This window comes from Mesorhizobium sp. B3-1-9 (assembly GCF_006439595.1).
Lineage (GTDB): Bacteria > Pseudomonadota > Alphaproteobacteria > Rhizobiales > Rhizobiaceae > Mesorhizobium.
The window spans coordinates 84,061-104,885 of record NZ_VFTJ01000004.1; the positions used below are offsets into that span (position 1 = coordinate 84,061).

18 protein-coding genes are annotated in these 20,825 nt (G+C 64.8%); 9 read left to right on the plus strand and 9 right to left on the minus strand.

Going from position 1 to position 20,825, the window contains the following annotated elements; all coding sequences use genetic code 11:
- Positions 1-88: 88 nt before the first annotated feature.
- The 6 genes from FJW07_RS08965 to FJW07_RS08990 all read right to left on the minus strand — a co-directional run bounded on the left by FJW07_RS08965 (position 89) and on the right by FJW07_RS08990 (position 7,724).
- Positions 89-1,099, minus strand: a complete 1,011-nt coding sequence (locus tag FJW07_RS08965) for an NAD(P)-dependent oxidoreductase (RefSeq protein WP_140855873.1) — start codon at positions 1,097-1,099, stop codon at positions 89-91.
- A gap of 5 nt (positions 1,100-1,104) precedes the next feature.
- On the minus strand, positions 1,105-2,451 hold the full coding sequence (locus FJW07_RS08970) for an aspartate aminotransferase family protein (protein WP_140855875.1): 1,347 nt from the start codon (positions 2,449-2,451) through the stop codon (positions 1,105-1,107).
- Positions 2,448-3,566, minus strand: a complete 1,119-nt coding sequence (locus FJW07_RS08975; protein ID WP_140855876.1) for a TIGR03364 family FAD-dependent oxidoreductase — start codon at positions 3,564-3,566, stop codon at positions 2,448-2,450. The genes FJW07_RS08970 and FJW07_RS08975 overlap by 4 nt, the downstream gene beginning before the upstream one ends.
- A 5-nt stretch (positions 3,567-3,571) precedes the next feature.
- Positions 3,572-5,026 carry a phosphonoacetaldehyde dehydrogenase gene (gene phnY / locus FJW07_RS08980; RefSeq protein WP_140855878.1) on the minus strand — a complete coding sequence of 485 codons (1,455 nt, stop codon included), beginning with the start codon at positions 5,024-5,026 and terminating at the stop codon, positions 3,572-3,574.
- Between the two features lie 218 nt (positions 5,027-5,244).
- Positions 5,245-6,501 carry a phosphonoacetate hydrolase gene (gene phnA / locus FJW07_RS08985; RefSeq protein ID WP_140855880.1) on the minus strand — a complete coding sequence of 419 codons (1,257 nt, stop codon included), beginning with the start codon at positions 6,499-6,501 and terminating at the stop codon, positions 5,245-5,247.
- A 20-nt stretch (positions 6,502-6,521) separates the two neighbouring features.
- Complete coding sequence (locus FJW07_RS08990) at positions 6,522-7,724, minus strand: 2-aminoethylphosphonate--pyruvate transaminase (RefSeq protein WP_140855882.1); 1,203 nt, start codon at positions 7,722-7,724, stop codon at positions 6,522-6,524.
- Between the two features lie 150 nt (positions 7,725-7,874).
- On the opposite strand from FJW07_RS08990, the gene FJW07_RS08995 reads away from it, so the two are divergent.
- Positions 7,875-8,744 carry a LysR substrate-binding domain-containing protein gene (locus FJW07_RS08995; protein ID WP_140651273.1) on the plus strand — a complete coding sequence of 290 codons (870 nt, stop codon included), beginning with the start codon at positions 7,875-7,877 and terminating at the stop codon, positions 8,742-8,744.
- Positions 8,745-8,753: 9 nt separating this feature from the next.
- Here the strand turns inward: FJW07_RS08995 and FJW07_RS09000 are convergent, their stop codons facing one another.
- The 3 genes from FJW07_RS09000 to fghA form a co-directional block, all read right to left on the minus strand.
- Positions 8,754-10,046, minus strand: a complete 1,293-nt coding sequence (locus FJW07_RS09000; RefSeq protein WP_246680729.1) for a sorbosone dehydrogenase family protein — start codon at positions 10,044-10,046, stop codon at positions 8,754-8,756.
- Positions 10,047-10,086: 40 nt separating this feature from the next.
- Entirely contained in the window at positions 10,087-10,539 is a 453-nt protein-coding gene (locus FJW07_RS09005) for a DUF2231 domain-containing protein (protein WP_140640197.1), read from the minus strand.
- A 167-nt stretch (positions 10,540-10,706) separates the two neighbouring features.
- Positions 10,707-11,540, minus strand: coding sequence for an S-formylglutathione hydrolase (gene fghA / locus FJW07_RS09010; protein WP_140855885.1), 834 nt, complete (start codon positions 11,538-11,540; stop codon positions 10,707-10,709).
- 323 nt (positions 11,541-11,863) lie between these two features.
- On the opposite strand from fghA, the gene FJW07_RS09015 reads away from it, so the two are divergent.
- From FJW07_RS09015 to FJW07_RS09050, 8 genes are all read left to right on the plus strand, one after another.
- Entirely contained in the window at positions 11,864-13,360 is a 1,497-nt protein-coding gene (locus FJW07_RS09015) for an aldehyde dehydrogenase family protein (RefSeq protein WP_140855887.1), read from the plus strand.
- 221 nt (positions 13,361-13,581) lie between these two features.
- Complete coding sequence (locus tag FJW07_RS09020; RefSeq protein WP_140855889.1) at positions 13,582-15,084, plus strand: sugar ABC transporter ATP-binding protein; 1,503 nt, start codon at positions 13,582-13,584, stop codon at positions 15,082-15,084.
- A gap of 35 nt (positions 15,085-15,119) precedes the next feature.
- Positions 15,120-16,085 carry an ABC transporter permease gene (locus tag FJW07_RS09025; protein ID WP_246680713.1) on the plus strand — a complete coding sequence of 322 codons (966 nt, stop codon included), beginning with the start codon at positions 15,120-15,122 and terminating at the stop codon, positions 16,083-16,085.
- Between the two features lie 4 nt (positions 16,086-16,089).
- Positions 16,090-17,073: an ABC transporter permease gene (locus tag FJW07_RS09030; RefSeq protein WP_140651263.1), complete on the plus strand. Its 984-nt coding sequence runs from the start codon at positions 16,090-16,092 to the stop codon at positions 17,071-17,073.
- 89 nt (positions 17,074-17,162) lie between these two features.
- Positions 17,163-18,140: a sugar ABC transporter substrate-binding protein gene (locus tag FJW07_RS09035; protein WP_140651261.1), complete on the plus strand. Its 978-nt coding sequence runs from the start codon at positions 17,163-17,165 to the stop codon at positions 18,138-18,140.
- A 73-nt stretch (positions 18,141-18,213) separates the two neighbouring features.
- Positions 18,214-19,011 carry an SDR family oxidoreductase gene (locus tag FJW07_RS09040; RefSeq protein ID WP_181182600.1) on the plus strand — a complete coding sequence of 266 codons (798 nt, stop codon included), beginning with the start codon at positions 18,214-18,216 and terminating at the stop codon, positions 19,009-19,011.
- Positions 19,012-19,021: 10 nt separating this feature from the next.
- Positions 19,022-19,879, plus strand: coding sequence for a sugar phosphate isomerase/epimerase family protein (locus tag FJW07_RS09045; RefSeq protein WP_210239863.1), 858 nt, complete (start codon positions 19,022-19,024; stop codon positions 19,877-19,879).
- An 11-nt stretch (positions 19,880-19,890) separates the two neighbouring features.
- Positions 19,891-20,697 carry an SDR family oxidoreductase gene (locus tag FJW07_RS09050; protein ID WP_140855892.1) on the plus strand — a complete coding sequence of 269 codons (807 nt, stop codon included), beginning with the start codon at positions 19,891-19,893 and terminating at the stop codon, positions 20,695-20,697.
- Positions 20,698-20,825: the final 128 nt, after the last annotated feature.

A 20,825-nucleotide genomic window follows, 5' to 3' on the forward strand; every position in this document is an offset into this window, starting at 1 on the left:
GATATTTGTCACGGAACTGTCGCATGGCCGTTGCAGGCGTGTTCTCCTGCACTCCTGGTTGCGATACCTCACGGAAATGACGGATTCTTCAGCGAAATTCGACGCCCGTCGTCTGCGCGCGCAAGCGCGGGTCGCGCGAGCGGATCGTTACCGGCCGACCTTCGAGCACCTCGAAACAGCGGGCCAAAGTGTCATCCTCAAGCCGGCGCATCGCCTCATGCGTGAAGAAGGTGAGGTGCGGAAACAGGATCACATTGTCGCGATCGAAAAGCGCGCTCATCGGATGGCCGGACCTGGCCAGCGGCTCCAGCGAGTAGACGTCGAGCCCGGCTGCGGCGATGCGTCCGGCAACGATCGCTTCGACAAGCGCTGCCTCGTCGATCAGCGCCCCGCGCGAGACGTTGATGAGGATGGCCGAAGGCTTCATACAGGCGAGTTCTCGGCCGCCGATCAGGCCGCGTGTCTGCTCGTTCAGGACGCAGTGGATCGACACGAAATCGCAGGCGCCGAGCATGGCATGCAAATCGTCGATCTTCTCGATCCCTGCATCTTGCATCGTCGCAGCGTCGATGCCCGGATCGAAGCCGAGCACCCGCGCCCGAAACCCCTGCCCCGCCATGCGCGCCATGCTGCGGCCGATCTTGCCGCAGCCCACCAGGCCTAGCGTCGATCCGGCAATGTCGCGTCCGAGCCAGCGCTGCTCGGGCCAGATCCAGCCGTCGCGCGAGACAGCGGCCGTAATCGCCGGCAGCCGTTTCGCCAGCGCGATCATCAACGCGAAGGCGCCCTCGGCCACCGTCTCCTCGGCATATTCGGGAACATTGACGACCGGAATGCCGCGCCGCGTCGCCGCCTGGATATCGATGGCGTCGATGCCGACGCCGTATTTGACGATGCCCTTGAGTCTGGGCGCCGCCTCGATGACCCGCGCGGTGATCGGCGTGTAGCACATCAGGATAAGGTCGACGTCGGCGACCGCCGCCATCAGCTCGGCTTCCGGAATTCCGTCCGGCAACGTCACCAGCTCGACACCGCGCGCCCTCAGGCCCGCGTCGATCCCCGGGCATTCGAGCTCCCTGTCGGTGCGGACAGCCTTCATCGGGTTCACGCCGCCAGCACGGCGGCCTCGACGATGTCGAGCGCCCGGTCGAGATCGGCGCGCGCAATCACCAGCGGCGGCGACAGCGTCAGCACATTGCCCTGGCTGATCTTGAAGCTCAGCCCCTGGTCGAGGCAGCGATAATAGATCCGCTCGGCAAGAGCCCGCGCCGGGGCACGGCTTGCCTTGTCCTCGACCATCTCGACGCCGAACATCAGCCCCCTGCCCCTGACGTCGCCGACGAATGGCGAGCGCCGCATGAGGTCGTTCATACGCGCCAGCGCATGGGCGCCAAGTTCGGCCGAGCGCTCGACCAGGCCTTCCTCGCGGACAATGGCGATGGTGGTCAGCGCGGCGCGCGCCGTCACCGGGTTCTTCTCATGCGTGTAGTGGCCGATCGCATAGTCGCCGGCGACGTCGAGATCGCGCCGCGCGATCACCGAGGCGATCGGCAGGATGCCGCCGCCGAGCGACTTGCCGAGCACGATGATGTCGGGCGTCACGCCGTCATGCTCGGAGGCGAAGAATTTTCCGGTCTTGCCGAGGCCGGTCGGGATTTCGTCGAAGATCAACAGCGTGCCGTGCCGGTCGCAGGCCTCGCGCACTGCCTTCCAGAAGCCAGGCGCCGGCACCAGCGGCGTCGCGCGCATCGGCTCGGCGATGAAGGCGGCGAAATCGCCCTCGCGCCCCAGCACGTAAGCGATCATGTTGGCGCACGCGCGCGCCGAGTCCTCCAGCGAATTGGTGCCGTACGGGCAATTATTGGGCGCCCAGGGCGCAACATGCTCGGCGCCGGGCAAAAGCGGCCCGGCGATGCCGGAGCGGAAGGTCGCCTCGCCGCCGACGCTGGAAGCGCCGAAACCGGCGCCATGAAACGCGTCCCAGAACGACAGCGTCTTGAACCGGCCGGTGGCGGCGCGCGCCAGCTTCAGCGAGACCTCGATCGCGTCGGAGCCGCCCGTCGTGAACAGCACCTTGCCGAGGTCCCCCGGCGCCAGCTTGCCGAGCGTCTCGGCAAGCTCGACCGCCGGCTCGCAAGTGAAGCGGCGCGGAGAGAACGGCAATTCATCCATCTGCTTGGCGATCGCTTCCTTGAGCCGCGGATGGCCGTAGCCGATATGGTGGACGCTGTTGCCGTGGAAATCCATGTAACGGCGTCCGGCCGTGTCCTCGATCCAGATGCCTTCCGCCTTGGCGATGGCAGAGACGCAGGGGCTGGAAAGGCTCTGGTGCAGGAAGGCGTCGGCGTCGCGGCGCAAAAGCTCCTGCGAAGGCGCGTGGCTCTGCCTCGCGCTCCATTCCTGTCGGGCGGCGGCCTTGTTGGATTCGCCTTCGGTATGGATGAGCGTCATTGGCCGAACAACTCCGTTATGGTCTCCTCGCCAAGCCCGAAGCCGGTGCTGGCGCCGGTGCCGCTGGTGACGATCACCAGCCGCACGTCTTCATGCGGGGTGTCGCGCAGCACGGCATTCTTCGCTGAAGCGTAATATCCCGTCCAGCGCGCAAGCACGTTCGGCACCATGCCGAACAATGTCTTGAATTCATCGAGGATCAATTGGTCGACGGCTTCCGATCCGAATGGATCGAGCGTGAGCCCATAATGATGGGAGTCGCCAACGACCAGCGAACCGTCAGCGCTCTGCACGACGATCAGGTGAACGCCGTTGGCCAGCGCGGCCCCGCGCTGCTCGCCCAGCTTGCTTCGCAATACGGCGGCTTCAGGAAGGCCGGCGAAACCGCCATAGCGCAACAGGCTGAGATCGGACATCAGCGCCGACTGGAGCCGGAAACCGGGGGCGGCCAGCCGCAGCATCTGCAGCTTGCAGCGCTGCACGCCGTGCTTGCCGATCAGTTCCGGATAAAGCGAGCTGAAATCGTCGCCGGGACAGACGACGACCTTTTGCGCATGGACACGTCCCGCGCTGGTTTCGACGAAGGGCGGCGCGATCTCGGTCACCGATACGCCGGTGCGGAACACGACGCGGAACTTCTCAGCCAGGAACGACGCCAGCCGCGGCAGCACCTCGCGGGACTCCACGCGCAACTCGAACGGGCTGTAGAGCCCGCCGATGATTGCTTTCTCGTCAAGGCCGGCCTGCTGCGCGACCGCCTCACGCGCGGTCAGAAGCTTGCATTCGCCGCCATGCTCGCCGGACTTGAAGGTTTCGAGCAGCGCGAGCGCTTCCGGCCGCTGCGCCGCGATCAGCTTGCCGCGATGCAGGATCTCGATCCCCGCCTCGTTCGCGAGCTCGAGCCAGATCGCACGGCTGCGCTCGGCTAGCCGGCGCGACGGCCCTGGCTCCTGCCCGGTCACGACGACGAGGCCGAAATTGCGGATCGAGGCACCATTCGCCTTCTGGTCGCGATCGATAACGACGACACGCAAACCACGCCGGGCGGCGGCAAGCGCATGGGCGAGCCCTATGATGCCGGAGCCGACAACCGCGAGATCGAAGGTATCAGCCACGGCACTTACCAAGGCAAGGAGAAGGTCTTGACGTTGGTGTAGCTCTTCATCGCCTCGATGACGCCTTCCTTGTAGCCGTTGCCCGAATCCTTGATGCCGCCGAACGGGCTCATCTCGATGCGGTATCCCGGCACTTCCCAGATGTTGACGGTGCCGACCTTGAGGCCGGTTATGTATTTCTGCATGCGGCGGAAGTCGTTGGTGCAGACGCCCGACGACAGGCCGAAAGCAGTCGAATTCGATAGCGCGATCAGCGCTTCGTCATCGTCCGGCGCGCGCACGATCGGCACGATCGGCCCAAAAGTTTCCTCCATCACCAGCTCGGACTGGTGCGGCACGCGGTCGACGACGATCGGCGGCAGCAGCGCGCCCTTGCGGCCTGGATTGTAGAGCACTTCGGCGCCTTGCTCGGCCGCCATGTGGACACGGCTTTCGAACAGCGCCGCAGCCTTCTCGTGCACCACCGTGCCGAGCTGCGTTGCCGGGTCGCGCGGATCGCCGAAGCGGATCGCCTTGGCACGATCCAACACCATCGGCACGAAACGGTCGGCCACCTTTTCCTGCACCAGGATGCGCTTCACTGCCGTGCAGCGCTGGCCGGAATTCTTGGTGGCGCCCGCGACAGCCAGATCGGCGGCCTTCGCCAGATCCTCGTCCGAAAGATCGTTGAGGATGATCAGCGGATCGTTGCCGCCGAGCTCCAGCACTTGGCGCTTGTAGCCGGCCTTCGACGCGATCATCTTGCCGACCGGCACGCCGCCGGTGAAGGTGATGAGGTCGATATTGGGGTTGACGATCATCTCGTCGCCGATATCGGCGGGCCAGCCGGTGACGACCGAAAGCATTTCGGGCGGCAGACCGGCCTCGTAGAGGATGTCGGCCAGCATCAGCGCGGTGATCGGCGTCAGCTCGGTCGGCTTGACCACCACGCAATTGTTGGTGGCGATCGCCGGCGCCACCTTGTGCGACACCATGTTGAGCGGATGGTTGAACGGGGTGATCGCCGAGATCGCGTTGAGCGGCTCGCGGATGGTGAAGATCTTGCGCTGCTTGCCATGCGGTGTGAGATCGCAGGAAAATATCTGCCCGTCGTCCTGGATGGCCAACTGACCGCTGAGCGTAAAAACGTCGAACGCACGTCCGACTTCGTAGAGCGAATCCTGCTTGGAGATGCCGAGCTCCAGCGTGATGAGATCCGACAGCTCGTCCTTGCGGGCATTGAGCAGCTCGGCGGTCCTGAGCAGGATCTTCTGCCGCTCGTAGCGCGTCAGCTTCGGCTGGTAGGCAGCCGCGATCTCGAAGGCGCGCCTGGCATGCTCCGCCCCGCCCGCGGGCACCGTGCCGATGACGGTATCGTTCCAGGGGAAGCGCACTTCCAGCCTCTGCTCGGCGTCGACCTTCTCGCCGGCGATGCGCATCGGTTCGTGGCGGACTTTGATGGCGGGATCGAGTTGGGTCATGGGTTGGTTCCAGTCTTGGATACGTCGCGGGGTCGACCCCCGCTCCGGCCCTTCGGGCCACCTCTCCCCCGATCGACGGGGGAGAGGAAATCTTGCGAAGTCAGCGCCCCGACGTTTGCAGGCTAAGCCGCAGACAGCCCTGGCGCCCTTCCTCTCCCCCGTCGATCGGGGAGAGGTGCCGGGCGAAGCCCGGCGGAGTGGGGGTCGACAGCGCCCACCTATGCCAGCGCGGCCGCCATCGTCGCGTAGTAGAAGGCGTCGAAGTTGCGCAGGACCGGCTCGTTCGGCAGGTCCGGCAGCACGCGGTTGACGATGAAGGGCACCTCCTGCTCGGTCAGCCCGCCATGCGAGCGCAGCGGCTCGTCGAGCGCGGCCAGATTGTGCCGGTGTTCGGACGTGCCGATCGTCTTGTTCTCGCCCGAGATCAGGATGATGTCGCCCATGCGGTCCTCGGGCAGTTCGAAGCGGGCGCAGCCTTCCTCGCGGCCGAGCACCAGGATGATGTCCTCAACCTTGCGCAGCTTTTCCATCACCGCCTCGCGGTCCGCGCCTTTGGGAAGGTAGGCGGTGGCGAAGGAGCCCAGCGCCCCATGATGCACGACATAGGGGTCGGTGATCGGCAGGATGACACGGGCGGCGTCCCTGCCCAGCCATTCGTCGAGAAGGTCCTGCACATAGACCACGTTGGGCGAGCCGTCGGCATGGTGCTTCGGCTTCATGCCGTGGTCGGCGGTGACGACGATCGCCGCGCCCAGCGCATCCAGCTGCGCCAGATATTTGTCGAACATCTCGTAGAAGGCGTTGGCCTGGGACACGCCCGGCGCGTATTTGTGCTGCACGTAGTCGGTGGTGGTAAGATACATCACGTCCGGCCGGAATTCCTTCAGGAGTTGCACGCCGGCGGCGAAGACGAATTCCGAAAGTTCCGCGGAATAGACCTCGGGCACGGGCAGGCCGAAATGCTTCGACGCGTTGTCGATGCCGTGCTCGGCTTTTGTCGTGGTGTCGGACCTCTCGGCCGAGAAGCACATCGCCCGGCCGTCGTCGAACTTCAGTCCCTTGCCGAGCAGTGCCCTGAGCTTGTCCTTGGCTGTCACCACCGCCACCTTGGCGCCTGCATCGTAGAAGGCCTGGAACACCGTCGGCGCGCGCAGGAACTTCGGGTCGTTCATCATCACCTCCTCGCCCGTCTCCGGGTTGTAGAGGTAGTTGCCGCAGATGCCGTGCACAGCTGGCGGCCGGCCGGTGGCGATCGACAGATTGTTGGGGTTGGTGAAGCTCGGGATCACCGAATGAGCAAAGCGTACCGTGCCCTTCTTCTTGATCTTTTCGAGCGCTGGCATCAGTCCGGCATGAATAGCTTCATCGAGATAGGCCGGCTCGCAGCCGTCGAGGCAGATGGCGATGGCCGGCACGCGCGGCCAGGCATAGGAACGGCCGTTGGCCATGACGTTGACGGGAGACATCTGGTTCATCGGAAATCCTCAAAAGACCTTCAGGCGGCGAGCTTGGCGCGCTCGGCGATAGCGGCGGGGGACGGGGCGGCGGTGTCGACGCCCATTTCGTTCAGCGACTGGGAGGCTGCTTCGACCACGCGGCGCATGACATGCTCGTCCATCTGGCCGATGCAGCCGATGCGGAAGGAGTCCACGACCGTGAGCTTGCCCGGATAGATGATGAAGCCCTTGTCCTTCATCAGTTCGTAGAACCTGTCGAAGGCGAAGTTCGGATGCGCAGGGCTGAAGAAGGTGACGATGATCGGCGACAGCCAGCGATCCTTGAGCAACGTCTCGAAACCGAGCGCGCGCATGCCGGCCACCACGACGTCGCGGTTCAGCGTATAGCGCGCGCCGCGGCCGGCGACGCCGCCTTCCGCCTCGTGCAGGCGCAGCGCCTCGAGGAAGGCCGCGACGACATGCGTCGGCGGCGTGTAGCGCCACTGCCCGGTCTTGTTCATGTTCGCCCATTGCGCATGGACGTCGAGCGACAGCGAATGGCTGCGTCCCTTCGCGGCCTCGAGCTCGCCCTTGCGGGCGATGACGAAGCCGAAACCCGGCACGCCCTCGATGCATTTGTTGGCCGACGACACCATCGCCTCATATCGGATCTCGTTGACGTCGAGCGGGATGGCGCCGAACGCGCTCATTGAATCGACCAGCAGCTTGCGGCCGTTGGCATAGACAGCCTCCGAGATCTCGGCGACCGGGTTGAGGATGCCGGAACTGGTTTCGCAATGGATGGCGATGACATGGGTGATGGCGGGGTCGGCCTCGAGAGCCGCCGCGACCTCTTCGCCGCGCGGCGGCAGATAGTCGCCCTTATCGATCAGCGTGTAGGCGCGGCCGATATACTGCATGGTTTGCGCCGCGCGCAGACCGTAGGCGCCGTTGGCCAAAACCAGCACCTTGCCATCCCTGGGAACGAACGAACCGAGCATGGCTTCGACGCAAAACGATCCGCTGCCCTGCATCGGCACACAATCGAACTCGTCACGGCTGTCGCCGATGAGCGCCAGCAGGCGGCGGCGAAGCTCGGCGGTCATGGCGCGGAAATCGCCGTCCCAGGAGCCCCAGTCGCGCAGCATCGCCTGCTTGACCGCGTAAGCCGTGGTGAGCGGGCCGGGCGTCAGCAGATAAGGTTCGCCGAGTGCCGGCCCATCCAGCGGCTTGGCCGCCGCAAGTTTCATCTCAGCGAGCATGCTGCCCTCCCACTTCGATCCTGTCATCGGAATATGACAGTCATTCTCGGCGGGTAGGACATATTTGTAAAATCGTTATTTTGTATTGATGTATCGATCTGATTGATGATAACAGCCTGACGCTCAGGCGCCAATACGGGAACCACGCGGATGCGTTATGTCCAACTCAGAGCATTTCATCAGGTGGCCATTTCCGGCGGCTTCTCGCGTGCGGCGGAGGCGCTTTTCCTGACCCAGCCGGCGATTTCGGACCAGGTGCGCAAGCTGGAGGAAGAATATGACGTGCTCCTGTTCAACCGGAACAAGAAGCAGGTCACGCTGACCACTCAGGGCCAGAGGCTGCTCGAGATCACCCACCGCATGTTCGAGACCGAGCAGCAGGCGCTCGAACTTTTGACCGAATCGCGCGCGTTGCGCTCCGGCACGTTGCGCATCGTTGCCGACGCCGCGCACCATCTGCTGCATATCCTTGGCGCCTTTCGCGCCCGCTACCCCGGCGTCCAGGTGTCCGTGCGCTCCGGTAACACGGAAACCGTGATCAGCAGCCTTTACAGCTATGAAGCCGATATAGGCGTTCTCGGCGAAATGCCGGCGGGACGCGATTTCGAGATGCTCAAACTCAACTCGACGCCGATCACCGCCTTCGTCTCCGCCGAACACCCGTTGTCGGACAGGAAATCGCTGACACTCGGACAGCTCGCGCAGGAACCGCTCGTGATGCGCGAGCGCGGCTCGAAAACGCGCAAGAAGCTGGAAGATCTCGCCGCGGCTTCGAATGTCGAGCTGAAGCCCGCCATCGAAGCGGAAGGCCGTGAGGCCGTGCGCGAGATCGTCGCCTCCGGAGCCGGCGTCGGTTTCGTGTCGGCGGCCGAGTTCGGCCACGACTCGCGGCTGGTGCCGATCACAATCGACGCGCCGGAGACGCTGATGGACGAAGCGCTGATCTGCCTGCGCGAGCGCAGCGGCGGCAAGCTCGTGCGCGCCTTCCTCGACATGGCCCGCTCGATGTCCGGGGATTGAGCCAGGTTCCTACGTGGATCCCGGCGCCGCGGCGGTGACCCGCCACACCGTGTTGCCGACATCGTCGGCAATCACCAGGGCGCCGGATTTGTCGACGGCAACGCCGACCGGGCGGCCCCTCGCCTCGCCCTTGTCGTTGAGGAAGCCGGTGACGACGTCCTGCGCCATGCCGTTCGGATGCCCGCCGCTGAACGGCACGAAGACGACCTTGTAGCCGTTGAAGCGGGAGCGGTCCCAACTGCCATGCTCGCCGACAAAAGCGCCGCCGCGATAGGATTGCGGCAGGTTGCTTGCGGTGTAGAAGGCAAGCCCGAGCGGCGCGACATGCGAGCTCAGCGCGTAATCCGGCGGGATGGCCTTCGCCACCATGTCCGGCCGCTGCGGCATCACGCGCGGATCGACATGCTGGCCGTAGTAGCTGTAGGGCCAGCCATAGAAAGCGCCGTCCTTGACCGAGGTCATGTAGTCCGGCACGAGGTTGGGCCCGAGTTCGTCGCGCTCGTTGACCACCGTCCAAAGCGCGTTGCTTTCAGGTTCGAACGACAGCCCGTTGGGGTTGCGCAAACCGCTGGCGAAAATGCGCCAGCGGCCGGTGGCGCGGTCGATCTCCCAGATCGCGGCGCGGTCCTTCTCGGCCTGGATGCCGTTCTCGGTAACGTTGGAGTTCGAGCCGACGCCGACATAGAGCAGCGAACCGTCGGGACTCGCCACCAGACTCTTCGTCCAGTGGTGATCGATCGGCCCGCCCGGCAGTTGCGTCAGCACCTTGCCCGGCGCCGTGATCTTGGTGTCGCCCGGCTGATAGGGATAGCGCACGATCGCGTCCGTATCGGCGACATAAAGGTCGTTGCCGACCAGCGCCACGCCGAAGGGCGAGTTGAGATGGTCAAGGAACACGCCCTGGTAGTCCGGCTTGCCGTCGCCATTGGTGTCGCGCAACAGCGTGATGCGGTTGCTCGGCCCGGTGTCGCCGCCGGAAGTGACCCAGTTCTCGACCCAGCCCATGACGATGTCCTTGGGCCGCTTGACCGATGCTTCGGTCGGCGCCGTCGATTCCACCACCAATATGTCGCCATTGGGCAGCACGTAAAGCGAGCGCGGATGCTGAAGCCCCTTAGCCATCGCCTCGATCTGCAGGCCCTGCGCGACGGTCGGCTTTTCGTCGTTTTTCCACCCGACCACCGAGGCCAGATGCATCGGCGGGAACAGGTACTGGTTTATCTCCGGCAGTTTCGGATTCGGGCCGATCTGCGTGTTCGGGTCGGTGTTGTCGTCGCTGCAGCCGGCAACGCCCACGGCCATTGCGCAGCAAAGCGCCGCGGTCGTCCATTTGATCGCGCTGTCAGACCGTCTCATCGGCCACTCCTACATGATGGCGATAGACCAGCCCCCAGCCGAGCCAGCCGGTGAAGATCAGGATGATCACCACCAGCGCCGACAGGATCAGCCCGGTTGGCACGACGGACGTCCAGGCATCGCGGGTGTGGATGAGCATGTTGAAGAAGGACAAAACAAGCGCGACGAGATTGCCGGCCATATGCAGCCATGCCGTCGGCTGAGCGCGTATCTTGCGGTCGCCAAGAAAGTCGGTAAGCCCCGCGATGGCGGCCAGAATACCGACGATGACACCGACGGTTACAAGCCAGGCCGAAAAATTGGCCCAGGTCATTTCGGCTGTCTGCCAATAGACGATATCGGTGAGCAAGGTCCCGACGAAACAGGCGATCGGGATGGTGACGAGCATGGGGTGGATGGGATGACCGGCTATGCTTGCCGTGGATCGCGGGTTGTCCATAGCGGAAGCTCCTTTCCGCGCTGCTGCTTGGATGTAACAGCGCGAAAAGACGAATGTTCCACCGGAAATTCTTGCGCTCACCAGAAGGTGAATGCCCGATTGTCAGCCATGGCTGACGCGGAATAGACCGTTCCAGGGCGGCCGGGCGCGCATTTTACGGACGACAATCACGCAAGCCGCGCGGCATGCCACTTCAGGTGATCGTCCATGAAGGTCGAGATGAAATTGTAGGAATGGTCGTAGCCGTCCTGCATGCGCAGGGTGAGGTCGATCCCTGCCTTCTTGCATGCCTCTTCGAGCAGCCATGGCCGAAGACCATCCTCAAGGAAGCCGTCGGCCGTGCCCTGGTCGACGAGAAACTCAGGATAGCGCTTGCCGTCCTCGATCAGAAGCGTCGTGTCGTAGGCGCGCCAGCTCTTCTCGCCCGGCCCGAGATATTTTTCGAAGGCCGGCCGCGACCAGCCGGCCGTCGACGGTTGCACGATCGGCGCGAAAGCCGAGCAGCTCCGGTAGCGTTGCGGATTCTTGAGCGCGATCGTCAGCGCGCCATGTCCGCCCATCGAATGGCCGAAGATGGCCTGGCGTGCCATGTCGACCGGGAAGTTGGCGGCAATCAGCGCCGGCAGTTCCTCGGTGATGTAGGAATACATGCGATAGTTTTTCGCATAAGGTTCCCGCGTCGCATCGAGGTAGAAGCCGGCGCCGCAGCCGAACTGCCAATTGTCCTTCTCGTCGGGAACATCAGGTCCACGCGGGCTGGTGTCGGGACACACGATGACGAGCCCAAGCTCGGATGCCAGACGCCGGTACTCGCCCTTGTCCATGACGTTGGCATGCGTGCAGGTGAGGCCCGACAGGTACCACAGGACCGGGAGCGGCCCGTCCTTGGCCTGGGGCGGCACGAAGACGGCGAAGGTCATGTCGCAGGCGCAGACCTCGGAAGCGTGGGAATAGACACCCTGGATACCGCCATGCGATTTGGAGGTGGAAACGACCTTCATCGGTTCTGCCTTTCGTCTGGAAATATCGACCGGCATAACCGCCGGCCGGGCCTGGCGCAACCTTGCACCTTGCAAAACTGTCGGGCGATGGAAGAGGCCGGCGCCGGTTAGCCTGCCGGACCGACACAGGTCTGTGCCACCGGCAGCCGCCCAATACCGACTGGGACCAGATCGGGCTTCGCTGCAAAGCTCTCCATTGTCGATGCATTGCCGACGGAGAAGACGCGCGTTGTCCGATTATCTGAACGCCCTTTTAGCTTTCCTTGTTTGAGGTCGCCGGCAGCCGGAGTAATAGTCGCGTCGGAATTCGTGAGGAGGAGACGATGACGCTGAACTTCGACCCGAGGGCGAAGGCCACCACGCTCTACCATGGCGAATTCCGGCCGATGTTCATTGGCGGCAAATGGGTCGCGGCGCAATCCGGTGAGGAGATGCAGGCGCTGAACCCGGCGACGGGCGAAGTGCTGGCAACCGTGCCGCGCGGGTCGGCCGCCGACATCGACGCGGCGGTGGCCGCGGCGCGTGCGGCCTTCGAAGGCCCCTGGTCGAAATTCTCGCCTTACGAGCGGCAATGCGTGCTTTTGCGGATCGCCGACCTGTTCGAGAAACATTGGGAAGAGCTCAGCGTCTCCGACACGCTCGACATGGGGTTGCCGATCACCCGCACGCTGGCCAACCGGCGCCGGGTCATCGGCATGCTGCGCTTCTATGGCGGCATGGCGACCGCCCTGCATGGCGAAGCGATCGACAATTCGATCCCCGGCGAGATCGTCACCTTCACCCGGCGCGAGCCGGTCGGCGTCGTGGGCGCGATCATCCCCTGGAATGCCCCGACCGCCGCCTCGATCTGGAAGATCGCGCCGGCCCTGGCGACCGGCTGCACCATCGTGCTGAAGCCGTCGGAGGATGCATCGCTGACGCCGCTCCTGATCGCGAAGCTGATGCAGGAAGCCGGCGTGCCTGACGGTGTCGTCAACATCGTCACCGGAACCGGCGCCGAGGCCGGCGCGCGGCTTGCCGAGCATCCCGACGTCAACAAGATCGTCTTCACCGGCTCGACGCTGACCGGGCAGGCCATCGCCCGCGCCGGCGTCGCCAACCTCAAGCGCGTCTCGCTGGAGCTTGGCGGCAAGTCGCCGATCATCGTCTGCCGCGACGCCGATATCGACAAGGCCGTGCCGGTCGCGGCGATGGCGGTGTTCGTGCATTCCGGCCAGATCTGCATTGCCGGCTCACGCCTGTTCGTGGCGCGCGAGATCCATGACGAATTCGTGCGCCGGGTCGCCGAGTTCGCCGGCAAGCTGCGCATCGGCCACGGCATCGAGGCGGAAACCGAGATCGGGCCGCTGATCAATGCGAGACAGGCCGGCAAGGTGGAAGGCTACATCAAGGCCGGCAACGACGAAGGCGCCAGGCTGGTCGCCGGCGGCTCAAGGCTGACGGGCGAGCTCTATGACGGCGGCAACTTCATCGCGCCGACCGTCTTCGGCGCGGTGTCGGACAAGATGACCATCGCGCGGGAAGAGATCTTCGGGCCGGTCATCTCGGCCATGCCCTTCGACACGCTGGATGAGGTCGTCGCGCGCGCCAACGCTACGCCTTACGGTCTCGCGGCCGGCATATTCACCACCAATCTCGGCACCGCGCACAAGCTCGCGCGCCGCGTCAAGGCCGGCTCGGTCTGGGTCAACATGTATCACGCCATCGACCCGGCCGTGCCGTTCGGCGGCATGAAGATGTCCGGCTACGGGCGCGAGGGCGGCGTCGAGCATCTGCACGAGTATCTGGAGACCAAGGCGGTCTGGATCCAGACCGACTAAAGAAGACGCTCCGTAGACCTGCTCGCCAGCTCGCGCAGATCGGCGCGGATCAGATTCATCGGTTGCTCCGAGAAGGAGTGCTGCACATAGCCCGCGCGGTAACGATGCGCCGGCAGGACAGAAAGTCCAATATGGACCATTTACCCGCGACCCCCGGCGAACTTGTCGTTTAAGCCTTTTGGCACCGCTCGGAGGCGCGGTGTTGGGAGGTTTCACGAGCTATGCAAGCCGTTCTCACGGTCACGAACTTGCGCAAGTCGTTCGGCGGGGTCCATGCGCTGAAGGGCATCGACTTCGATCTTCACGCCGGCGAGATCCATGCTCTTTGCGGCGAGAACGGCGCCGGCAAGAGCACGTTGGTGCGTATCATCGCCGGCCTCATGCCTGCGGACGAAGGCGAGGTCCGCGTCGGCGGGCATTTGCTGCGGCCCGGTGAGCTCACCAATCCGAAACTTGTTTCCGTCGTCTATCAGGAACTGTCGATCATTCCGCATCTGTCCGTGCTGGACAATGTGCTTCTGGGCGACCCCGATATCTCCCAGCTTTATATCCGCGCCCGCTACAGGGCGCGTGCACGCGAGACCCTGGATCAGCTCGGGCTGTCGGATGTGCCGCTCAACCTCGAGGCCGGAAACCTGTCGATCGCCGAGCAGCAGCTCCTCGAAATCTGCCGCGCCGTGATGCGCGGAGCGCGCGTGCTCATCCTCGACGAACCGACCGCGAGCCTTTCCGACGCCGAGATCCAGCGGGTCTTCGCCACGGTGCGCTGGCTGCGCGCCAAGGGAACGGCCGTCGTCTATATCAGCCATCGCCTGCCGGAGATCTTCGCCCTCACCGATCGCACGACCGTGTTCCGGAACGGACAGCGCATCCTGACGAAACCGACCGCGCAATGGACCAATGACGAGCTCGTCACCGAGATGATCGGTCGCGAGGTAACCTCGGCGCATGCAACGCGCGACCGGGCCGGGCCCGAGGCGGCGACGGTGATCGAGCTGGCGGGACTTGGCGTCGCGGGAAAATACCGCCCCGTCGATCTTGCCTTCCGCGCCGGCGAGATCGTCGGCGTCATCGGTCAGTTGGGCTCCGGCGCCAATGCGCTGGTCGAAACGCTGGCAGGCCTGGAGCGGCGTTATGCCGGCACGATCAGGGTCGACGGCTCTTCGGTCGAGGTCACTTCGATTGCGGCGGCGAGCCGTGCCGGTATCGCCTATGTCTCGGAGGACCGCGCCGGCAAGAGCCTCTTCCTCGGAGCCCCCATCGAGGTCAACCTCACAGCGGCGATCCTTGACCGCCTCAACCGCTTCGGCGTGCTGACGCTTGCCGATGCGCGCAGGCAGGCGGGCGAGCTTGCCCGCCGGTTCCAGATCGACGTCCGCCGGCTGCCGGCTGCGGCGTCGACGCTTTCGGGCGGCAACCAGCAGAAAGTGGCTATCGCCAAGTCGGTCGCGCTCTCGCCCAGGATCCTGGTGCTCAACGAGCCGACACGCGGTGTCGATGTCGGCGCCCGCACCGAAATCTACCGCGAAATCCAGGCGCTCGCCCGTGAGGGGTTGGTCGTCCTGTTCTTTTCGACGGACCTGGAAGAGATCCGGGAGCTGTCGCAGCGCGTGATCACAGTCTTCCGCGGCGAGATCGTTCGCGACCTGCCGGTCGAGGAGACGACCATGGATTCCATCCTGGGCGACGTCGTCCGCGGTCCGGACATCGGGAGGGCGGCATGAGCATCAACGGCAATATAAGGAGCGGAGGCAGGGTCTTGGTCGGATTCGACGCGGCGGCGCTCGGCGCCAGCCTGATGCGGCCGGAGCGCATCCAGTCCACCGCGGTGTGGGCAGCCACGGTGCTGTTCGCCTTGTGGGCAACATTCACCATTCCCGGCTTTTCCACGGGCGCCAATGTGTCGGCGATCATGTACTCCACGGCCGCGGTCGGCATCGCCGCGGTCGGCATGGCTCTGATCACGCTTTCCGGCAGTCTCTTCATGCTGTCGATGGGCGCGACGGCCGCCGTCTCCACCATTCTTTTTGCATCCTTCCTGCATTTCGGCCTGTTCGCGAGCGTGATCCTGGTGGTCCTGATCGGCGGGCTGTTCGGGTTGGCCCAGGGTATCGCCGTCGGCCTGTTCCGCACCAATCCGATCATCACCACGATAGCGATGGCTTCGATCATCACCGGCGCCGGCTCGTTCTATTCCGGCGGCCTGACGGTCGTGGGCCAGGGAGACGCGAGCTGGCTCGGGGTCGGACGGACCCTCGGCCTGCCCAATCAGATCCTGCTCTTCCTGTTGGCGGCGATCGTGCTGAGCTTCATCGTCGAGCGGACCCGCTTCGGTCGGGAGCTTCGCCTGATCGGGCTGAACCCGAAGGCCGCCAGCTTCACCGGCCTGCGCGTCGGGCGTACTTTGGTGCTCGCCTACATGTTTGCAGCCATGGCTGCGGCCTTTGCCGGCGCGCTCTATGGCTCGCAGGCGGCGCAGGGCAACCTCAAGCTCGGCGCGGGGCTGGACTTCGACGCGATCGCCGCCGTGCTGGTCGGTGGCGTGGCGATCAAGGGCGGCCAGGGCCGGATCCTCGACGCGGCGATCGGCGCCGTGTTCCTGGCGATGATCTCCAACATCCTTTTGCTCAAGGGCCTGTCGCTGGAGATCCAGCTCATCGTCAAGGGCCTGGTGGTGATCGGCTCGGTGATCCTCGGCGCGCTGGCGCTCGGCTTCAGGAGGTAAGACCATGGCCGCGATCCGCAAGTCGAAGATGATCTCCGGCGCGACGCTGCTGCGCCTTGTCCTTCTCGCCGCTCTCGTCGCCGCCTTCGCGATCTGGAATCCGGCTTTTATCAGCGGCCGCAATCTCTATGCCCTCATGCAATCCTTCGCGCTGCTCGGCATGGTCGCGCTTGGCCTGTCGTTGACGATGATTGCCGGCGAGTTCGATCTGAGCGTCGGCTCGATGGTCGCCGTGGGCGGCCTCATCACGCTCGTCATCGGCGCCGGCAATCTCGTCCACGGCATGGTCGCCGCGCTGGCGTTCGCCGTGCTTGTCGGCTTGGTCAATGCCTTCGTGATCAGCCGCTTCAAGGTGTCGTCGCTCGTCGTCTCGGTCGGCTCGATGATGGCGCTCTCCGGCTTCGCCTTCTGGCTCGCCGGCGGCAAGGTCATCAGCACCGACAATTTCGACCTCGGCATGGCCCTGGACGATCCGCTGCTGACCGTCCTTTCCTGGCGCAGCGTCGTGACGCTTGCCGCTTTCCTGCTCGTCGGTCTGTTCATGCACTACACGCTGATGGGACGCGACATCCGCGTCGTCGGCAGCAAGCCCCAGGTCGCGGCGGCGAGCGGCGCCAGGGTCGGCCGCTCGCTGGTGATCGTCTTCGTGCTTTCCGCCGCCACGGCCGCGCTCGCGGGAAGCCTGCTGTCGATGAGCCTCGCCAGCGCCGCGGCGACCACCGGCAGCACGCTGATGCTGCAGGCCGTCTCGGCCGCGATCGTCGGCGGCGTCGCCCTCAGCGGCGGCTCCGGCACACCCGCGCATGTCCTGCTCGGATCGCTGATCCTGACGGTGATGAACAATGGACTGAGTCTGATCGGCATGGGGGCGACGGGGATTCTCTTCGCCAACGGCCTCGTGCTGATGGGGATCGTGCTGCTCGACGGTCAGTTGGGCGCATGGATGAGCGAACGGCTCGCAATGTCGCGGGCTGTGCATTCCGCCTAGCGGAAACAACCGACGGATCCTTGCAACGCCGCCGAGCCGATCGGCGGTGCGGGGGAACGTGCAACCTTGAAACGGGAGGAGTAACCAAAATGAACTTCGCAAAACTCACCAAACTTTTGCTGGCGACCACGGTCGTCGGAGGGCTGATGGCGCCGGGAATGGCCTTCGCCGCGGCCAAGGGCGCGAAGGTGATCCTGCTGACGGTCACGGAAGAATGCGAATATTGCGCGCTCCACCAGCGCGCCTTCAAGGAGGTCGCGGCCGCCGCGGGCATCGATCTCGAGGTCAAGATCAACAACTACGACGCCGCCGAGCAGGCCTCGCAGGTCGACCAGGCGATTGCCCAGAAGCCGGACGCGATAGTGCTTTGGCCCGCGGATGCGAGCGCCATCGTGCCGTCGCTGCGCAAGATCAAGCAGGCCGGCATCCCGCTGGTGATCACCAACTCGCGGCCGGACGAGAAATATTCGCAATTCTGGGACGTCTTCACCGGCCCGTCGGACATCGGCAACGGCGAGTCCGCCGGCGAGGCCATGATCAAGGGTTTCGCCGACAAGAAGCTCGGCAGCGACGGCAAGGTCTTCATCGTCGAGGGCGTTCCCGGAACACCGCCTCAGATCCAGCGCTCGCAGGGCTTCGAGGATGTCCTGGGCAAGAAGGCGAGCGGCATTCAGGTGGCCGGCAAGCAGAACGGCAACTGGGACCAGACCAAGGCGACGGATGCCGCCGCCGCCCTCTTTACCCAGCTCGGCTCAAGCGTGAAGGGCGTCTATGCGCAGGCCGACAACATGATGTCAGGCGTGATCGTCGCCGCCAAGCGCGCCGGCATCGATCCGGCAAGCCTGGTCCTGGTCGGCTCCAACTGCTCGATCGAGGGTGTCAACCAGATCAAGGACGGTACGCAATACGCCACCGTCCTGCAGTCGCCGATCGACGACGGCAAATATGCCGCGCAGGCTGTCGCCGATCTCCTCGACGGCAAGAAGGTGGAGAAGCAGATCTTCCTGCCGCACGAGATCATCACCAAGGCCAACGTCGCCGACTGCAACGCCGCGCTCGGCCGCTGATTATCCGCATCCGAGGCACGGCGGCCCGCCGCCGTGCCTCACCCTTCCCGACGTCAGAAAAGAGGAATACCCCATGGCCACGGAGCCAGTCTTTAGCAACGCCTTGCCGGACCTTGTCGTGGTCTCCGGAACGGCTTCTGGTCTTGGTACCAACATTGCCCGGCTGCTGACCGACAGCGGCGTGCGCACGATCGGCGTCGATCTCGCGCCGGCGCCCGAGAGCCTTGCAAGCGAACGCTATTCGCATGTCCGGGGCGACGTTACCGACGAGGCGACCTGGGCCGGCATCACGGACATGATCGCCAGGGAAAATCCTGGAACGCTTGGCCTCGTGACGTCGGCGGCCATGCTGAATGTCGGCACCATCCTCGAATTCGACAAAGCGGCGATGGAAAGGACCATGTCGGTCAATTTCATCGGCACGGCGCTCGCCTTTCGCGCCATGCTGCCGTTGATGACCGCGCGCGGCGGCGGCCCGATCGTGGCGGTCGCCAGCATCGACGCGACCTTCGCCGAGCAGCAGCTTGCCGTCTACGCCGCCTCGAAGGGCGCGGTCCGCCAGCTTACCCGCACCGTTGCGATGGACCATGCGCGCCAGGGCATACGCGCGAACGTGCTGAGCCCCGGGCCGATGCTCGCCGGCCTCTTCGAGCGGCACATGAAATCCGCCAACGATCCGGACCGCTTCCTCGCCGCGCGCGCCAACCGCCAGCCGGCCGGCCGTATCCTCGATCCGGCCGAGGTCGCCCGCGCCGGCCTCTTCCTGCTTTCCGATGCCTCCACTGCGCTCAATGGCGCCGAGCTCATCGCCGACGGCGGCCTGACGACCAGCTTCGATTTCCGCACCGGGTCGGAAGGCGCTTCGGTCTGAGGAGAAGATGATGAGCAAACCCATTGAACTCGTCGCCGCCTATTGGACCATCTCCGGCGACGTCTATCCGTTCGCGCCGAACGAGATCAGCCCCTTTCCGTTCGCCCGGCGTGTCGAGGCGGCGGCCAGGGCCGGATACAAGGGCGTCGGCCTGATCCACGCCGATCTGCAGGCGACGCGCGAGAAGATCGGCCTGAAGGAGATGCGCCGCATCCTCGACGCCAATGGTATGCCGCATGTCGAGCTGGAGTTCATCACCCACTGGTTCGCGTCCGGCGCCCTGCGCGCCGCATCGGACAAGGTTCGGCGCGAGCTCTTCGAGGCGGCGGAGGCGCTCGGCGCCCGCGACGTCAAGATCGCGCCGGAATTCGATGCCGACACGATCGACCTTGGGCAGGTCACGGACAGCTTCGCCGCCATCTGCGACGACGCCGCCCGTTACGGAACCAGGATCGCGCTGGAGGTGATGCCGTTCTCCAACGTGCGCACCCTGGAAACCGCGCGCGCCATCGTCGAAGGCGCGGCGAAGGCCAATGGCGGCCTGTTGCTCGACATCTGGCATGTCGGCCGCGGCGGCATCCCTTACGAAGCCGTCGCCGCCGTGCCGAAACAATATGTCGTCTCGGTCGAGCTCGACGACGCGGATGAGAAGGTCGTCGGCACGCTTTGGGAAGACACGATCTACGAACGCCGGCTCTGTGGCGAGGGCGTGCTCAATCCCCCCGCCTTCATCGACGCGATCCGCAAGACCGGCTTCGACGGCTTCTACTCGGTCGAAGTGATTTCAAAGAGGCATCGCGTGCTGCCGCTCGAAGAGGCGGCGCGACGCTCGTTCGAAACAACCATGGCGCAGTTCGCCGCAAGATAGGGAGGATCAAAATGGAAACCAATCTCAAGGGCAAGGTGGTGCTGATCACCGGGGCGGCGAAGGGCATCGGCCGCGAAACGGCGATAGCGTTCGGCCGCGAGGCAAGCCGCGTGGCGCTTTTCGACATCGACGAAGCGGCCCTCGCCGAGACGTCGGCCGCGGTCACGGCTGCCGGCGGCACGGCCGCGACGTTCAAGGCCGATCTTTCCTCGGCAGATGATATCGAGAAGAAGGTGACGGCCGCCATCGCCCATTTCGGCGGCACGGTCGACGTCCTCGTCAACAATGTCGGCGCCGGCGCGGTGCGGACGTTCGACCAACTGACCGACGCCGAGTGGGACAAGACCTTCTCGCTCAACTTCATGAGCTATGTCCGCACGACGCGCGTCGTCCTGCCGGTCATGCGCAAGCACGGACACGGCGCGATCGTCAACAACGGCTCGGATCTTGCGCGCCAACCGGAAGGCGTTCCGATCGATTACTCGGCGTCCAAGGCGGCGGTGCTCGCCCTGACCAAGGGGCTGGCGCGCACCGAAGGCGCCAACAACATCCGCATCAACGCCGTGGCTCCCGGCCCGATCTGGACGCCGTTCTGGACCCAGCCCGGCGGCTTTGCCGAAACCATGGGCAAGTTCCACAATATGGAGCCGCAGAAGGCCGTCGAGCACGAGATGTCGCTGCGCCAGCTGCCGCTCGGCCGCCTCGGCAAGCCGGAGGAAGTGGCCAACGTCATCGTCTTCCTGGCCTCCGATCTCGCCTCCTTCGTCACCTCCTCCGTCTGGGGCGTGGATGGCGGCTCGATACGGGCGATCGCCTAAAGCAATTCCCGGAAAAGTGTGAGCGGTTTTCCGTCCGGAGCGTCAAAACAAAGAGATTTCAGGAGAACCGCACTGCGGTTCTCCTTTGGAATTGCGCAAAAAACAAGGAGTTGCAGCACGCGATTTCA

What these genes read in the sequence shown, in the direction of transcription:
- FJW07_RS09020 (WP_140855889.1), top strand. Translation starts at nt 13,582, where the DNA reads ATGCAAGCCGTTCTCACGGTCACGAACTTGCGCAAGTCGTTCGGCGGG.
- phnY (WP_140855878.1), bottom strand. Translation starts at nt 5,026, where the DNA reads ATGACCCAACTCGATCCCGCCATCAAAGTCCGCCACGAACCGATGCGC.
- FJW07_RS09045 (WP_210239863.1), top strand. Translation starts at nt 19,022, where the DNA reads ATGAGCAAACCCATTGAACTCGTCGCCGCCTATTGGACCATCTCCGGC.
- FJW07_RS09000 (WP_246680729.1), bottom strand. Translation starts at nt 10,046, where the DNA reads ATGGCCGTGGGCGTTGCCGGCTGCAGCGACGACAACACCGACCCGAAC.
- fghA (WP_140855885.1), bottom strand. Translation starts at nt 11,540, where the DNA reads ATGAAGGTCGTTTCCACCTCCAAATCGCATGGCGGTATCCAGGGTGTC.
- FJW07_RS08990 (WP_140855882.1), bottom strand. Translation starts at nt 7,724, where the DNA reads ATGCTCGCTGAGATGAAACTTGCGGCGGCCAAGCCGCTGGATGGGCCG.
- FJW07_RS09035 (WP_140651261.1), top strand. Translation starts at nt 17,163, where the DNA reads ATGAACTTCGCAAAACTCACCAAACTTTTGCTGGCGACCACGGTCGTC.
- FJW07_RS09040 (WP_181182600.1), top strand. Translation starts at nt 18,214, where the DNA reads ATGGCCACGGAGCCAGTCTTTAGCAACGCCTTGCCGGACCTTGTCGTG.
- phnA (WP_140855880.1), bottom strand. Translation starts at nt 6,501, where the DNA reads ATGAACCAGATGTCTCCCGTCAACGTCATGGCCAACGGCCGTTCCTAT.
- FJW07_RS09015 (WP_140855887.1), top strand. Translation starts at nt 11,864, where the DNA reads ATGACGCTGAACTTCGACCCGAGGGCGAAGGCCACCACGCTCTACCAT.
- FJW07_RS09030 (WP_140651263.1), top strand. Translation starts at nt 16,090, where the DNA reads ATGGCCGCGATCCGCAAGTCGAAGATGATCTCCGGCGCGACGCTGCTG.
- FJW07_RS08995 (WP_140651273.1), top strand. Translation starts at nt 7,875, where the DNA reads ATGCGTTATGTCCAACTCAGAGCATTTCATCAGGTGGCCATTTCCGGC.
- FJW07_RS08965 (WP_140855873.1), bottom strand. Translation starts at nt 1,099, where the DNA reads ATGAAGGCTGTCCGCACCGACAGGGAGCTCGAATGCCCGGGGATCGAC.
- FJW07_RS08970 (WP_140855875.1), bottom strand. Translation starts at nt 2,451, where the DNA reads ATGACGCTCATCCATACCGAAGGCGAATCCAACAAGGCCGCCGCCCGA.
- FJW07_RS09005 (WP_140640197.1), bottom strand. Translation starts at nt 10,539, where the DNA reads ATGGACAACCCGCGATCCACGGCAAGCATAGCCGGTCATCCCATCCAC.
- FJW07_RS09050 (WP_140855892.1), top strand. Translation starts at nt 19,891, where the DNA reads ATGGAAACCAATCTCAAGGGCAAGGTGGTGCTGATCACCGGGGCGGCG.